At 49.5% G+C, this 13,174-nt stretch carries 13 protein-coding genes; 4 read left to right on the top strand and 9 right to left on the bottom strand.

What is annotated here, in order from left to right; translation table 11 throughout:
- Positions 1 to 6: 6 nt before the first annotated feature.
- On the bottom strand, positions 7 to 1,344 hold the full coding sequence (gene hutW / locus FEK50_RS14740; protein WP_131161889.1) for a heme anaerobic degradation radical SAM methyltransferase ChuW/HutW: 1,338 nt from the start codon (positions 1,342 to 1,344) through the stop codon (positions 7 to 9).
- Positions 1,345 to 1,363: 19 nt separating this feature from the next.
- Positions 1,364 to 2,278: a heme ABC transporter substrate-binding protein ChuT gene (gene chuT, locus FEK50_RS14735; protein WP_131161895.1), complete on the bottom strand. Its 915-nt coding sequence runs from the start codon at positions 2,276 to 2,278 to the stop codon at positions 1,364 to 1,366.
- 55 nt (positions 2,279 to 2,333) lie between these two features.
- Between chuT and FEK50_RS24200 the strand changes: the two genes are divergently transcribed.
- The 3 genes from FEK50_RS24200 to chuS all read left to right on the top strand — a co-directional run bounded on the left by FEK50_RS24200 (position 2,334) and on the right by chuS (position 6,010).
- Positions 2,334 to 2,534, top strand: a complete 201-nt coding sequence (locus tag FEK50_RS24200; RefSeq protein ID WP_165383169.1) for a hypothetical protein — start codon at positions 2,334 to 2,336, stop codon at positions 2,532 to 2,534.
- A gap of 416 nt (positions 2,535 to 2,950) precedes the next feature.
- Entirely contained in the window at positions 2,951 to 4,933 is a 1,983-nt protein-coding gene (gene chuA, locus FEK50_RS14725) for a TonB-dependent heme/hemoglobin receptor ChuA/ShuA (protein WP_131161888.1), read from the top strand.
- A gap of 48 nt (positions 4,934 to 4,981) precedes the next feature.
- Positions 4,982 to 6,010 carry a hematinate-forming heme oxygenase ChuS gene (gene chuS, locus FEK50_RS14720; RefSeq protein ID WP_131161887.1) on the top strand — a complete coding sequence of 343 codons (1,029 nt, stop codon included), beginning with the start codon at positions 4,982 to 4,984 and terminating at the stop codon, positions 6,008 to 6,010.
- A gap of 61 nt (positions 6,011 to 6,071) precedes the next feature.
- Here chuS and FEK50_RS14715 read toward each other — a convergent pair whose 3' ends face one another.
- From FEK50_RS14715 to arsR, 5 genes are all read right to left on the bottom strand, one after another.
- Positions 6,072 to 6,602 carry a LuxR C-terminal-related transcriptional regulator gene (locus FEK50_RS14715; protein ID WP_130209174.1) on the bottom strand — a complete coding sequence of 177 codons (531 nt, stop codon included), beginning with the start codon at positions 6,600 to 6,602 and terminating at the stop codon, positions 6,072 to 6,074.
- A 155-nt stretch (positions 6,603 to 6,757) separates the two neighbouring features.
- Positions 6,758 to 7,327 (bottom strand): outer membrane lipoprotein Slp, encoded by a 570-nt coding sequence (gene slp / locus FEK50_RS14710; RefSeq protein WP_130209172.1) that lies wholly within the window; start codon positions 7,325 to 7,327, stop codon positions 6,758 to 6,760.
- A gap of 454 nt (positions 7,328 to 7,781) precedes the next feature.
- Positions 7,782 to 8,207, bottom strand: coding sequence for a glutaredoxin-dependent arsenate reductase (gene arsC, locus FEK50_RS14705; RefSeq protein WP_131161886.1), 426 nt, complete (start codon positions 8,205 to 8,207; stop codon positions 7,782 to 7,784).
- 12 nt (positions 8,208 to 8,219) lie between these two features.
- Positions 8,220 to 9,509, bottom strand: coding sequence for an arsenite/antimonite:H(+) antiporter ArsB (arsB, locus tag FEK50_RS14700; RefSeq protein WP_131161885.1), 1,290 nt, complete (start codon positions 9,507 to 9,509; stop codon positions 8,220 to 8,222).
- Between the two features lie 54 nt (positions 9,510 to 9,563).
- The gene (arsR, locus tag FEK50_RS14695; RefSeq protein ID WP_131161884.1) at positions 9,564 to 9,917 is read right to left on the bottom strand and encodes an As(III)-sensing metalloregulatory transcriptional repressor ArsR; all 354 of its coding nucleotides are present in this window, start codon (positions 9,915 to 9,917) and stop codon (positions 9,564 to 9,566) included.
- Between the two features lie 744 nt (positions 9,918 to 10,661).
- Here arsR and dinQ point away from each other — a divergent pair.
- Positions 10,662 to 10,745 (top strand): damage-inducible type I toxin DinQ, encoded by an 84-nt coding sequence (gene dinQ, locus FEK50_RS14690; protein WP_001295215.1) that lies wholly within the window; start codon positions 10,662 to 10,664, stop codon positions 10,743 to 10,745.
- Between the two features lie 53 nt (positions 10,746 to 10,798).
- Here dinQ and gorA read toward each other — a convergent pair whose 3' ends face one another.
- On the bottom strand, positions 10,799 to 12,151 hold the full coding sequence (gorA, locus tag FEK50_RS14685) for a glutathione-disulfide reductase (RefSeq protein ID WP_000160811.1): 1,353 nt from the start codon (positions 12,149 to 12,151) through the stop codon (positions 10,799 to 10,801).
- 71 nt (positions 12,152 to 12,222) lie between these two features.
- A complete protein-coding gene (rlmJ, locus tag FEK50_RS14680) occupies positions 12,223 to 13,065 on the bottom strand; it encodes a 23S rRNA (adenine(2030)-N(6))-methyltransferase (protein WP_131161883.1) in 843 nt (280 codons plus the stop codon).
- Between the last annotated feature and the right edge of the window lie 109 nt (positions 13,066 to 13,174).

Genomic DNA, 13,174 nt, shown 5'->3' with positions numbered 1-13,174 from the left:
CTCCTGTTATGGTTTTTCAAGCGCAATCGCTGGCGCATTAAGTACCTGAATCAGTTCATTAAGAGACTGCAAAATGTTGCTTGCCCAGAAACGACCTTCATTGGTCAACCGCAGGCACGTTGAAGCATCGCGGCTTAAGCCTTTTTGGTGCCACTGGGCCAGTAATGGTGCGAGTTTTTCGGCATGTGGCGTAAGTTCGTCCAGCGGTACACGCGCCGTTTCAATGCCCGACTGCAAGGTATGACGCCACTGCGCGTTACGTTCGGCGTTACGCATGATCATCATCAGCGGTTTTTTGCCTGCCGCGACGGATTCATGCCAGGTCTGCAGATTGCGTTCGTTCATCCAGGAGTAACCATTAATCGAACCACCTGCGCCGGAACCAAAGGCCAGACAATCGGCACCTTGTTTTATCAGCAGGTTATAGAGATTGCGTTCGCGTGTGGTACGGCCCCAGTGGCTGTTACTGATGCAGCGCCAACCGGCATCGTCCATAAAATCACACCCTTGCAGGTAAAGATCGCGACGCTCCGCTGGAGAGGGCACGGTAGTGCGCCCGTTTTCCACGGCTTTGCCCAGTGGCGTGTTGGGCAGGACGTTGAGCGCATAGAGGTCGACGCCGTCAAGACCGATATCGCGGGCAATAGCCAGATCTTCTCCCCAGGTTTGCGCATCCTGACCTGGCAGGCCAAACAGCAGGTCACAGACCACCGCAGCACGGTCGCGTTTGACCAGGCTTTCCATAAACGCAATGGCGGTTGGGCCATCCGAGGTGCGGGCCATTTTCTTGCGGATTTTGCTGTTAAACGACTGAATACCAATTGAGAAGCGGTTTGCTCCCGCATCAAGGCAAGCGTCGATTCGCTCAGCGTCAAAATTCAGTACCCGGCCTTCAATGGTGATTTCACAATCGGGTGCCAGTGGTAATTTTTCTCGTAGTGTGGTGATGATTCTTGCCAAATCGCGCGCGGAGAGTGCGGAAGGCGTACCGCCACCGAAATAGACCGCATGGATGGGCGCGGACTGATGCAATACGCTGTCTGCCTCCTGTTCGATTTCTCGAATCAGGGCATCGGTATAATGAGCACACGCATCTTCATTAAAACGATTCTGATAAAAACCGCAAAACGTGCAGTGTGTCGCGCAAAAAGGAATATGAAGATAAACCAGTCGCTTACGAGGTGAGGTTGTTTGACTGATCATCTCTTGCCAGGTCTGTGCCAGTTGTTCTTTGGCGACCGGAATGGCCCCACGAAACGGCATCATGGCACGCCTGTCTTTAAATGGCTGGTCACCGTCTAAAGCAAAATGAGGCGTGAGATCCAGGGTGTTTTTCATGTTCATACGTCTGATTTAAATCCGTTTATTGCGGCCAAAGTTGCTGGTGTAAAGACTCAACGACATCAGCAATACGCGGGCCCATTCCCAGAATCAGGTTTTGATCAACGGTGATAATGCGCTGGTTCTTCCAGGCGGCGGTGTGGGTAATTCCGGCAATAGAACGTAGCCGATTAATATCGCCATCGACCATTTGTGAGGTTACGACAATCACTTCAGGATTAGCCGCAATCAGCGATTCCGCGCTGTAGCTTTTGTACTGCTGGTGGGTAGCGACGTTTTCTGCTCCGGCAAGCGACAGAATGGCGTCTGCGACGCTGCCTTTACCGGCGACCTGTGGCGCGCTGCCGCCAGCAGAGAGAATAAACATCGCTTTAACCGGGGCTTTTTTTGCCGCCACGCTTTGCTGTACTCGCTCCAGGCGTTGGCTGATTTGTGTCACCAGCGCCTCGCCTTGTTCAGGAACCTGTAACGTTTTTGCCAGTTGGCGAATGTTGGCGTACATCTGCTCAAGGGTGGCTGGTACACGCGGCAGAGTGACGACGTTGACCTTTTGCGCCCGCAACTGGTCGAGCACAATTTGCGGTCCTGCATCCTGCCAGGTAATTACGCTATCCGGGCGAAGTGACAAAATGCCTTCGCTGCTGAGTTGTTTCCAGTAGCCAATATGCGGCAGTTTGGCGGTTTCTGGGGGATAAGATGTCGTTTCATCGACACCCACCACGCGCTCGCCAGCACCCATCGCGTAGATTAGCTCCGTCAGTGATCCTCCAGCGACCACAATGCGTTCGGCAGCCGTTGCGCTAAAAGCCCAGCTAAGAGCCAGTACTGCCGTAAACAATTTTTTTCGTTTTACCGCAGTCTTCGCGGCAGAGGTCACGGCTGAAATACATAACGTTAGTGGGGAAAAAAGATACGGCCTGTTGGTGATCCTTGGCATCATATGAGAACTCTTATCGAATTGAGAATGATCATGATTATCATTTGAGTTATATATGAAATACAACCGTCGATTCAATACGCAAGGCGTTACAAGCGTATTTATTTTTGATTTTTATCAAGATGCTTCGTCAGCTAACGTTCTTGTTACCGACAAAATTTCAGGGCGGGAAAAAGCTGAGATCTCAGAGATATCGCGGCTTGCAGAGCAAAGAGAAGAGAAAATTATCGCGGTTAACGACAATGTTTCGTTATGAGGTCGTGGGGGAATGCCACAAGAAAAAAATGGTTTTCTGGATACAGGATAGCTTTCATAACCCCCTGTTTATTGTGTTAATGGCGGTTAAAAAAAAGCTTGATCATAAAAAATTGATCGATAATAATTCTCATTATCACGCCTGGCTTTAACAAAATATGACTATATGGATAACAAAATCATAGCTTTTGCAAGGGATAACGCACAGCGCTCTTCACTCCAGATGCGGCATATCGCTTTGCCTGACAAAGAGGGCGAATTGTCCGGGATACCAGGCAATTTCACCGGATATAAACGCCCGTTAACTCACCCGGCGAATATTATCGCTTTGAATTGTAAATAAATTTATTTTTCGCCAGCCATCCCGGTATTAATCCAGGTAGCCAGCATTTTTTATTTTCCTCATGGAGAATCGCTATGTCACGTCCGCAATTTACCTCGTTGCGCTTGAGTTTGTTGGCTTTGGCTGTTTCTGCCACCTTGCCAACGTTTGCTTTTGCTACTGAAACCATGACCGTTACGGCAACGGGGAATGCCCGTAGTTCCTTCGAAGCACCAATGATGGTCAGCGTCCTCGACACTTCCGCTCCTGAAAACCAAACGGCGACTTCAGCCACCGATCTGCTGCGTCATGTTCCTGGAATTACCCTTGATGGTACCGGACGAACCAACGGTCAGGATGTAAATATGCGTGGTTATGACCATCGCGGCGTGCTGGTTCTTGTCGATGGCGTTCGTCAGGGAACGGATACCGGACACCTGAATGGGACTTTCCTCGATCCGGCGCTGATCAAACGTGTCGAGATTGTCCGTGGACCTTCGGCATTACTGTATGGCAGTGGCGCGCTGGGTGGGGTTATCTCCTACGATACGGTCGATGCAAAAGATTTATTGCAGGAAGGACAAAGCAGCGGTTTTCGCGTTTTTGGCACCGGTGGCACGGGGGACCATAGCCTGGGATTAGGCGCGAGCGCGTTTGGGCGAACGGAAAATCTGGATGGTATTGTGGCCTGGTCCAGTCGCGATCGTGGTGATTTACGCCAGAGCAATGGCGAAACCGCGCCGAATGATGAGGCTATTAATAACATGCTGGCGAAAGGAACCTGGCAAATTGATTCTGCCCAGGCTCTGAGCGGATTAGTGCGTTATTACAATAACGACGCGCGCGAACCAAAAAATCCGCAGACCGTTGAAGCGTCTGACAGCAGTAATCCGATGGTTGATCGTTCAACGATTCAACGTGATGCTCAGCTTTCTTATAAACTCTCTCCAGTGGGCAACGACTGGTTAAATGCTGATGCAAAAGTTTACTGGTCGGAAGTTCGTATTAATGCGCAAAACACGGGAAGTTCCGGTGAGTATCGCGAACAGACAACAAAAGGTGCCAAACTGGAGAACCGTTCCACTCTGTTTGCCGAGAGTTTTGCCTCTCACCTGCTGACGTATGGCGGTGAGTATTATCGTCAGGAACAGCATCCGGGCGGCGCGACGACGGGCTTCCCGCAAGCAAAAATTGATTTCAGTTCCGGCTGGCTACAGGATGAGATCACCTTACGCGATCTGCCGATTACCCTGCTTGGCGGAACCCGCTATGACAGTTATCGCGGTAGCAGCGACGGCTACAAAGATGTTGATGCCGACAAATGGTCATCTCGTGCGGGGATGACTATCAATCCGACCAACTGGCTGATGTTATTTGGTTCATATGCCCAGGCATTCCGCGCGCCGACGATGGGCGAAATGTACAACGATTCTAAGCACTTCTCGATTGGTCGCTTCTATACCAACTATTGGGTGCCAAACCCGAATTTACGTCCGGAAACCAACGAAACTCAGGAATACGGCTTTGGGCTGCGTTTTGATGACCTGATGTTGTCCAATGATGCCCTGGAATTTAAAGCCAGCTACTTTGATACCAAAGCGAAGGATTACATCTCCACAACCGTCGATTTCGCGGCGGCGATAACCATGTCTTATAACGTCCCGAATGCCAAAATCTGGGGCTGGGATGTGATGACGAAATATACCACTGACCTGTTTAGTCTTGATGTGGCCTATAACCGTACCCGCGGCAAAGACACTGATACCGGGGAATATATCTCCAGCATTAACCCGGATACCGTTACCAGCACCCTGAATATTCCGATCGCTCACAGTGGCTTCTCTGTTGGTTGGGTCGGTACGTTTGCCGATCGCTCAACACATATCAGCAGCAGTTACAGCAAACAACCTGGCTACGGCGTGAATGATTTCTACGTCAGTTATCAAGGGCAGCAGGCGCTCAAAGGCATGACCACGACTCTGGTATTGGGCAATGCCTTCGATAAAGAGTACTGGTCGCCGCAGGGCATCCCACAGGATGGACGTAACGGCAAAATTTTCGTGAGTTATCAATGGTAATCATCAGCCCCGATATTTCGGGGCATTTATCTGGAAGGAAGAGAGACAATGAACCACTACACACGCTGGCTTGAGTTAAAAGAACAAAATCCCGGAAAGTACGCGCGTGACATCGCAGGTTTAATGAATATCAGCGAAGCAGAACTGGCATTTGCGCGCGTCACTCACGACGCGTGGCGGATGCGCGGCGATATTCGTGAAATTCTGGCAGCGCTGGAAAGCGTTGGTGAAACCAAATGTATTTGTCGTAATGAATATGCAGTCCATGAGCAAGTTGGCTCGTTCACAAACCAGCATTTGAACGGTCATGCCGGATTAATACTCAACCCGCGCGCGCTGGATTTGCGACTGTTTATTAATCAGTGGGCCAGTGTTTTCCATATAAAAGAAAACACGGCTCGCGGTGAACGTCAGAGTATTCAGTTCTTTGATCATCCGGGCGATGCATTACTGAAAGTTTATGCTACCGACAATACCGATATGGCGGCATGGAATGAGCTTCTGGCACGCTTTACCGTCGAGGAAAATACGCCGCTTGAGTTAACAACGGTTGATGCGCCTGTCGCACAAACCGACGTCGATGCCAGTGTTGTAGAACAAGAGTGGCGTGCGATGACGGATGTCCATCAGTTTTTTACGTTGCTCAAGCGCCACAACCTGACTCGTCAGCAGGCGTTCAATCTGGTGGCAGACGATTTGGCCTGCAAAGTACCTGGTAGTGCGCTGGCGCAAATTCTTGAATCTGCACAGCAGGATGGCAATGAAATCATGGTGTTTGTTGGCAACCGTGGCTGCGTACAGATTTTCACGGGTGTGGTAGAAAAAGTGGTGCTAATGAAAGGTTGGCTGAATATTTTCAACCCGACGTTTACTCTTCATCTATTAGAAGAGAGCATTGCTGAAGCCTGGGTTACCCGTAAACCGACCAGCGATGGCTACGTAACCAGCCTGGAACTGTTTGCTCATGATGGTACGCAGATTGCGCAACTTTATGGTCAGCGTACTGAAGGGGAACAGGAGCAGGCGCAATGGCGTAAACAGATTGCGGCGCTGACGCAGGAAGGCGTTGCTGCATAACGAGTCATTGTCCGGAGGTCTGGCTGTCGCCGGGCCTCTTTATAAATATCAGCTGGAGATTTCAGACCAGATAATCAATATGTTGATGACGTACCAGCTCATTGATCCGCTTAAGATTGAGGATCATCATAATATTGTGTTTATGGCAGTAGAATGTTTTCAGCGATATTTTGAGTTTCCCCAGAATATCTTCTGTCGTCATTTGATTCGCAATGCAGCTCAGAACCTGATGCTGTTTGCGCGAGAGTGACACGTCTGCTTCAGGTACAGAGCAATAACTGCCATTGAGCAGTGCGATGAAGTCAATAATCGTAATATTTCTCTGGACAAAGGTTACCGGAACTTTCCCCAGACAGCGTTTAATATTAAACGGCGAGAAAACAATGACATGAACAGGCCGCAGGCGTTCAATTTTGTTGAGCATTGATGAGTGGAATACATTATTCATTAATGTATCAATAATCACTAAGGCATTCTGATGCAACGTTAAGTCAATCTCTTCTTCGTTCTGTATATGAACGACATTACCTTTACTTACAATATTTTTCATCGCGGTGAAAAACATGGTGTCTTTGGTAATTATAAGAAACATAACCGACTCCCTTTGCGAACATTAATTTTATAATCAGGTTGCCAAAGGTAATAAAAAGGTCAGAGCTTGTAATTATACTAATTAGCTTGCTGTACATTAATTGAATGTGTTCAAAGATGCAGATATCTCATCAATATCTGCATCTTCAGGTAATGTTATTTGACCAGTTCTGGCGTTACCTGGCTAACCGCATCGGTATAGTAAGGAGTGCCGCCCCAGCCGGGTTCTGGCCAGAATGCGCCGTAGCCGTAATCCCACAGGTTATAGGTTGTGTTCACCACTTCTCGTAAATGCCACACCTGAATCCCCTGCATATTCACTTCAAGGAAGTTATATGGGACTTTATTGATAAAGCCAGGTTGTTCGCCCTGAATGGTTCCGAGGATGGTGACATAGTGGTTACGGTAGTTTACTGGGTCAAGGAAACCACTTTGTCTGGCGAGCAGTCGCCCTTGATAGTTGGCCTCAATGTCAGGTTTCGCATAGCTATCCAACGGCAATACGGCGATTTCTAGCAATGTATCGGTTTTGCCATTAATGACGTTAATGACTTTACCGCCAAAGCGGGCCTGCTGACCAACGTATAAATTTGGTTGGTTATGAACAGCAACAAAACTTTTTTGGATATCAGGCTGGTTATTACCTTTGATATTTTGTGGAATAGAACTACACGCGGCAAGCAATAATGCAAGGCTGACGATGAGAGCACCTTTTGACTTGTTCATGTTACTATCCTTATCAACAAATGTTAAAACCATAATAGATATTTCTTTATGGTTTTCATCTGATTTTCAGGTGATATGCCTGATAGTAACGTAAACCTGTCTGATATTTATATCCTTGCAGATGAGATCCGGAAAGCATTGATGTGTGATGTTATTATGTGTCTCCTTATAATATGGGATATTATAAGGCGGCTCTTATTTCTAATGGCGCATGGTGTAAAGATTGTTATTGATGTGATGATAATGGTTTATAAATGTTAGATATGCAAGCCATTCGTAATTTTAACTTTGGGGACCTTCAATTTAAAAACACTTATTATATGACTCATTTTATCTGTTCATTAAAAAAACATTGTTTATCCGTCCTGCATGGATATCAATAAGTTACTGAAATTGCACGATCGAAATTATGTATTTTTTGTCAATAATGAGAGGGCGCAGCCGCCCCCTTTGTTTATTTTAATCGTTTACCCGCCTCATCAACCACTTTCTCGCCATCTTCCTTGGTGAACGCGCCTTGTTGCGCATCTGGCAGAATTTCCAGCACCACTTCTGAAGGGCGGCACAGACGAGTTCCCAGCGGTGTAACCACAATCGGGCGATTAATCAGGATGGGATATTGCAGCATAAAGTCGATTAACCGATCGTCAGCAAATTTATCTTCCGCAAGGCCCAACTCCTCATATGGCTCGACGTTTTTACGCAGCAGCGCGCGTACCGAAATCCCCATATCGGCAATGAGTTTGACCAGTTCATCGCGCGTCGGCGGTGTTTCCAGATAATAGATAATGGTCGGTTCTGTACCGCTGTTGCGGATCATCTCCAGCGTATTACGCGACGTGCCGCAGGCCGGGTTGTGATAAATGGTAATGTTGCTCATATCAGTATCTCATTACGATGTGAAAGAGAGGCGTAGCGCCAGCGCGGTCAGCGTCACAAACAGCACAGGCAGGGTCATGATAATTCCTGTACGGAAGTAATATCCCCAGCTGATTGTCATATTCTTCTGCGAAAGTACGTGCAGCCAGAGCAGCGTTGCCAGACTACCAATCGGGGTAATTTTCGGCCCCAAATCGCAGCCAATCACGTTGGCATAAACCATCGCTTCTTTGATAACGCCAGATGCCGTGCTGCCATCAATGGACAACGCGCCAACCAGCACCGTTGGCATATTGTTCATAATAGAAGAGAGGAAGGCGGTGAGGAATCCGGTGCCGAGCGTCGCGGCCCACAGGCCGTTATCTGCCAGCACGTTGAGTACGCCAGAAAGATATTCCGTTAGTCCGGCATTGCGCAGGCCATAAACCACCAGATACATGCCGAGCGAGAAGATGACAATCTGCCAGGGCGCACCGCGCAGCACTTTACCCGTATTAATCGCATGACCGCGTTTAGCGACGGCAAATAATATCAGCGCGCCCACAGCTGCAATGGCACTCACCGGAATACCGAGCGGTTCCAGGACGAAAAATCCCACCAGCAGAAACAGTAAAACAACCCAGCCAGTTTTGAACGTAGCAGGATCTTTAATCGCTTCTGCGGGAGATTTTAGCAGCGCCATATCGTAGTTCTGCGGAATATCTTTGCGGAAATAGAGATGCAACATCATCAGGGTAGCCAGTATCGCGGCGATATCCACCGGCACCATCACCGAGGCGTATTCGCGAAAGTCGAGGCCAAAGAAATCTGCGGAAACGATATTCACCAGGTTGGAGACGATAAGCGGCAGGCTGGCGGTATCGGCAATGAATCCCGCTGCCATCACGAACGCCAGCGTAGTGCCTTTACTGAACCCTAAAGCCAGCAGCATGGCGATGACAATCGGCGTCAAAATAAGCGCCGCGCCATCATTGGCAAACAGGGCCGCAACGGCGGCACCGAGCAGGACAATCCAGCTAAACAGCAGGCGACCGCGTCCATTGCCCCAGCGTGAAACGTGCAGCGCCGCCCATTCAAAAAAGCCGGACTCATCCAGTAGCAGGCTGATGATAATGACGGCAATAAACGCAGCCGTCGCGTTCCAGACGATATTCCACACCACCGGAATATCACCCGGATGAACCACGCCCGTAACTAACGCCAGTACCGCGCCGAGCGTTGCACTCCAGCCGATGCCTAAACCTTTCGGCTGCCAGATAACCAATACGATGGTCAGGACAAAGATAGCGCCTGCCAGTAACATAATGCCTCCCGGATAAAACACATGTGAAAATTCATATGTGTTTAGCTAAATTTTTTAACCGCAAATGTTATTACCGTCTGCGGAACAATTTTGTCGAGCCAGGTTGCGGACAATCGCCTGAACCTTTTCCTGCTCACACCGCCAGGCCTCATCAATAATTTTCGCCGCCCACGATGGAATATGCGGCGATAAGCGGTAATGAACCCACTTTCCTTGCTTGCGGTCCAGCAATAGCCCGCTCTCACGAAGAAGCGCCAGATGGCGGGAGATCTTGGGCTGCGACTGATCGAGGGCAGTGCAGAGATCGCAGACGCATAACTCTCCCAGCTCGCTGAGCAGTAAAACGATGCCCAGACGGGTTTCATCGGCAAGAATTTTGAACAGTTGGATGGGTAACAGAAATGACATATTGCGCTCCTGATTGTTACAGGCAGTGTCTCTCTTCAAAGCGGATAAGTCAAAAACATATATGAATTAATGAATGTGTAAGTGCAGAAGATGGTAATAGGTGTGAATTTTGAGTTGGGTATTCATTTGAAAGGCGGTCTGAATCAGGACGTAAAAAAACCGACTTTGCGTCGGTTTTTTTACTCTTCAGCCTGAGTTGGTGGCTCTGGCTGGAGTGAGAATGCCATCATCTAACGGCTCAATACTATTAGCCAGTGGCTAACATTGCAAGAATTAGCTATTTCTTCAGCTGGCAGAGGGAGCACTTCGGTATATATCGCAGTGAAAGATGATTTATATACTTTCACCGGATTATCGCCGTATTAAGCCTTGTCCGAATCAGGACGTAAAAAAACCGACTTTGCGTCGGTTTTTTTACTCTTCAGCCCTGAGTTGGTGGCTCTGACTGGAGTGAGAATGCCCACATCTAACTTTTCCATGCTATTACCTTAAAGGATACATTGCAAGGTTATGCTGGTTATTTAGCCTAATTTCACTGTATGATTATCCAGTTAGCTCTGAGGCATTTTCACTCTGGCAATGCGCATAAACGCTTTCAAAGTCCTGATCAGTGGTACGGGTGGTGCCGTTAACTGATGCTCTGGCCGGAGTGAGAATGCCCACATCTAACAATAGGGCATGCGCCGTGACAGGCAATGGATGAGTAAGCGGATGCATTCTCACTCCATCGCATGGAGAAAACGGGTGATTGATAAAGCAATCATCGTTCTTGGGGCGTTAATTGCGCTGCTGGAACTGATCCGCTTTCTGCTTCAGCTTCTGAACTGATAGCGGAAACGTAATTAAGGGCTAAGAGCACACTACTCTTAGCCCTTTAACATTTAACGCATTGTCACGAACTCTTCTGCCGCCGTCGGGTGAATGGCGACGGTATTGTCGAAGTCTTTTTTGGTTGCCCCCATCTTCAGCGCCACCGCGAAGCCCTGCAACATTTCGTCCATACCAAAGCCAATGCCGTGAATACCGACAATCTTCTCTTCCGGTCCAACGCATACCAGTTTCATGCGGCACGGCTGGCGGTGAGTGGTGACGGCGGTATACATCGCGGTGAAAGAGGATTTATACACTTTCACCTGATCGTCGCCGTACTGCTCGCGCGCCTGCGGTTCCGTTAAACCAACAGTACCAATCGGTGGATGGCTGAAGACCACGGTCGGAATGTTGCTGTAATCCAGATGCTCATCCGGCTTGTTATTAAACAGGCGTTCAGAGAGACGGCGACCCGCTGCAACTGCCACCGGTGTCAGTTCCACTGCACCCGTGTTATCGCCTACCGCGTAAATACCTTCAACGTTGGTGTTTTGATATTTATCGACGACGATATAGCCTTTTTCGTTGGTTTTTACGCCAGCGGCTTCCAGGTTGATGTTGTCATTGGCAGGCTCGCGACCAATCGCCCAAATCAGGCAATCCACCGTTTCACTGCGACCATCTTCCAGCTCCAGCGTCAGGCTGCCATCGGCATTTTTCACCACCGCTTTCGGGATGGCGTTGGTGTGCAGCTGCGGGCCTTCGGCGTTCATCACTTCAACCAGCGTTTCAGAGATCATCGGGTCGAAACTGCGCAGCGGCGCATGTTTACGCACAAACAGATGCGTTTTCGCGCCCAAGCCGTTAATCACGCCCGCCAGCTCAACAGCGATGTAACCTGCGCCAACAACCGCTACACGCTCTGGCAAAGCAGGAAGGGCGAAGAAACCATCGGAATCAATACCATATTCCACGCCTGGAATATCCGGGTGGCTCGGACGACCGCCGGTGGCGATCAGAATATGATCGGCCGTGATGGTTTCGCCGTTTACCTCTAGCGTTTTGGCATCAACGAAGCGGGCAAAGCCTTTGATTACATCAACGTTATTTTTACCGAGCACGTTTTCATAGGAGGTATGAATACGGTCGATATAAGCGGTACGGCTGGCGATCAACGTTTCCCAGTTGAATTTATTGATAGTGGTATCGAAACCATAATCCGGGCCGTACATATGGATCGCTTCACGGATTTGCGCCGCGTGCCACATCACTTTTTTCGGCACACAGCCAACATTTACGCAGGTGCCGCCCAGTTCTTTGGCTTCAATCAGCGCGCATTTCTGGCCGTACATAGCCGCGCGGTTGATGGAGGCGATACCGCCGCTGCCGCCGCCGATGGCGATGTAATCATAGTGTTTAGTCATGACAGAGTGTCCTTATCGTTGATTACCGCGATTGTAGCGCGAGACGTAATAGGTGCCAGCGATGGCTGCAATTACTCCGGCACTATCCAGCTTACGGTGGCGTGCCCGGTGCCTGCCGGAACCAGTTTGCTGTGCAGCCACGGCAGCACGTTATTCATCTGCTGTTCCAGCTTCCACGGCGGGTTAATCACAATCATGCCAGAAGCGGTCATGCCACGGCGATCGCTGTCTGGCAGTACCGCCAGTTCAATTTGCAGAATTTTGCGAATGCCGGTCGCTTCCAGGTCGTGGATCATGCGCTTAATTTGCTGGCGCAGCACCACTGGATACCACAATGCGTAAGTGCCCGTGGCGAAACGTTTATACCCCTCGTTAATGCCGCTGACCACCGCCTGATAGTCGGTTTTCATTTCATACGGCGGGTCGATAAGGATTAAGCCACGGCGGGAAACCGGCGGCAGTTTGGCCTTAAGTTGCTGGAAACCGTCGGCTTTTTCCACGCGCGCACGGCTGTCTTTCTGAAATTCAGAACGCAGCAACGGGTAATCGCTCGGGTGCAGCTCGGTCAGTTGCAGGCTGTCCTGTTCACGCAGTAGCTGACGAGCAATCAACGGCGAACCGGGGTAGTAGCGCAACTGACCGCTACGGTTGAAGTGTTTTACCACATTGATGTACGGCTCCAGCTCCGCAGGCAAATCCTCCTGCTGCCAGATACGGGCGATACCTTCGAGATATTCGCCGGTACGCTCGGCATGTTCGCTACCTAACTGATAACGCCCGGCGCCTGCGTGGGTGTCGAGATAGAGAAACGGTTTATCTTTCTCTTTCAGCGACTCGATGATCAGGCTCTGAACGGTATGTTTAAGGACGTCGGCGTGGTTGCCAGCGTGAAAGCTGTGGCGATAACTGAGCATGGGTAAAGGTGTTCCGGTAAGTAAAAATCGGCCCGTATTTGGGGCGCACAAAAGCGTATCCGGACAGTATACCGAAAAGAGGCCGCCGCCGCGAAAGCGTAACGTTTCT

Source organism: Escherichia sp. E2586 (genome assembly GCF_005781105.1).
GTDB lineage: Bacteria > Pseudomonadota > Gammaproteobacteria > Enterobacterales > Enterobacteriaceae > Escherichia.
Note: the sequence above shows the minus strand (reverse complement) of the source record. Positions and strands in the feature narration are given on the sequence as shown.

Coding starts and splice junctions, on each gene's coding strand:
- hutW (WP_131161889.1), bottom strand. CDS start 1,344: ATGAACATGAAAAACACCCTGGATCTCACGCCTCATTTTGCTTTAGAC.
- chuT (WP_131161895.1), bottom strand. CDS start 2,278: ATGCCAAGGATCACCAACAGGCCGTATCTTTTTTCCCCACTAACGTTA.
- FEK50_RS24200 (WP_165383169.1), top strand. CDS start 2,334: ATGAAATACAACCGTCGATTCAATACGCAAGGCGTTACAAGCGTATTT.
- chuA (WP_131161888.1), top strand. CDS start 2,951: ATGTCACGTCCGCAATTTACCTCGTTGCGCTTGAGTTTGTTGGCTTTG.
- chuS (WP_131161887.1), top strand. CDS start 4,982: ATGAACCACTACACACGCTGGCTTGAGTTAAAAGAACAAAATCCCGGA.
- FEK50_RS14715 (WP_130209174.1), bottom strand. CDS start 6,602: ATGTTTCTTATAATTACCAAAGACACCATGTTTTTCACCGCGATGAAA.
- slp (WP_130209172.1), bottom strand. CDS start 7,327: ATGAACAAGTCAAAAGGTGCTCTCATCGTCAGCCTTGCATTATTGCTT.
- arsC (WP_131161886.1), bottom strand. CDS start 8,207: ATGAGCAACATTACCATTTATCACAACCCGGCCTGCGGCACGTCGCGT.
- arsB (WP_131161885.1), bottom strand. CDS start 9,509: ATGTTACTGGCAGGCGCTATCTTTGTCCTGACCATCGTATTGGTTATC.
- arsR (WP_131161884.1), bottom strand. CDS start 9,917: ATGTCATTTCTGTTACCCATCCAACTGTTCAAAATTCTTGCCGATGAA.
- gorA (WP_000160811.1), bottom strand. CDS start 12,151: ATGACTAAACACTATGATTACATCGCCATCGGCGGCGGCAGCGGCGGT.
- rlmJ (WP_131161883.1), bottom strand. CDS start 13,065: ATGCTCAGTTATCGCCACAGCTTTCACGCTGGCAACCACGCCGACGTC.